Below are 1276 nucleotides of genomic sequence, written 5' to 3' on the forward strand. Positions count from 1 at the left end.
GCAGAAAGGCCACCCTGCGTTGGGTGGCCTTTCTGTTAAAGGAAGTCCGGCGGTGTCCTACTCTCCCACAGGGTCCCCCCTGCAGTACCATCGGCGCTGTGAGGCTTAGCTTCCGGGTTCGGAATGTGACCGGGCGTTTCCCTCACGCTATGGCCGCCGAAACACTATTGACGTGTCTCGAACAAGCACAAACGTAATGTTTGTTATGTGTTCGCGGTTTCGACCGTACGTCGAGAACCACAAAGTGGACGCAAGCACCAAGAACGGTGTGTTATCAAGTCATCGGCTTATTAGTACCAGTCAGCTGCACGTGTTGCCACGCTTCCACATCTGGCCTATCAACCCAGTAGTCTGGCTGGGAGCCTCTCACCCGAAGGTATGGAAGTCTCATCTTGAGGCCGGCTTCCCGCTTAGATGCTTTCAGCGGTTATCCATCCCGAACGTAGCTAACCAGCGGTGCTCCTGGCGGAACAACTGGCACACCAGAGGTTCGTCCAACCCGGTCCTCTCGTACTAGGGTCAGATCCTCTCAAACTTCCTACGCGCGCAGCGGATAGGGACCGAACTGTCTCACGACGTTCTAAACCCAGCTCGCGTACCGCTTTAATGGGCGAACAGCCCAACCCTTGGGACCTACTCCAGCCCCAGGATGCGACGAGCCGACATCGAGGTGCCAAACCATGCCGTCGATATGGACTCTTGGGCAAGATCAGCCTGTTATCCCCGAGGTACCTTTTATCCGTTGAGCGACAGCGCTTCCACAAGCCACTGCCGGATCACTAGTCCCGACTTTCGTCCCTGCTCGACCTGTCAGTCTCACAGTCAAGCTCCCTTGTGCACTTACACTCGACACCTGATTGCCAACCAGGTTGAGGGAACCTTTGGGCGCCTCCGTTACTTTTTGGGAGGCAACCGCCCCAGTTAAACTACCCACCAGGCACTGTCCCTGAACCGGATCACGGTTCGAAGTTAGATATCCAGAGTGACCAGAGTGGTATTTCAACAATGACTCCACATGAACTGGCGTCCACGCTTCAAAGTCTCCCACCTATCCTACACAAGCCACACCGAACACCAATACCAAGCTGTAGTAAAGGTCACGGGGTCTTTCCGTCCTGCTGCGCGTAACGAGCATCTTTACTCGTAATGCAATTTCGCCGAGTTCGCGGTTGAGACAGTTGGGAAGTCGTTACGCCATTCGTGCAGGTCGGAACTTACCCGACAAGGAATTTCGCTACCTTAGGATGGTTATAGTTACCACCGCCGTTTACTGGGG

At 54.9% G+C, this 1276-nt stretch carries 2 rRNA genes (1 of these 2 cut by a window edge); both read right to left on the reverse strand.

Annotated elements, in window-relative coordinates:
- Positions 1–44: 44 nt before the first annotated feature.
- A 5S ribosomal RNA gene (gene rrf / locus ACFWCK_RS19335) occupies positions 45–161 on the reverse strand.
- 109 nt (positions 162–270) lie between these two features.
- Positions 271–1276, reverse strand: a 23S ribosomal RNA gene (locus tag ACFWCK_RS19340) (it continues 1321 nt past the right edge of the window).

Origin of the sequence: Microbacterium sp. NPDC060117 (genome assembly GCF_042729315.1) — a bacterium.
Classification (GTDB): domain Bacteria; phylum Actinomycetota; class Actinomycetes; order Actinomycetales; family Microbacteriaceae; genus Microbacterium.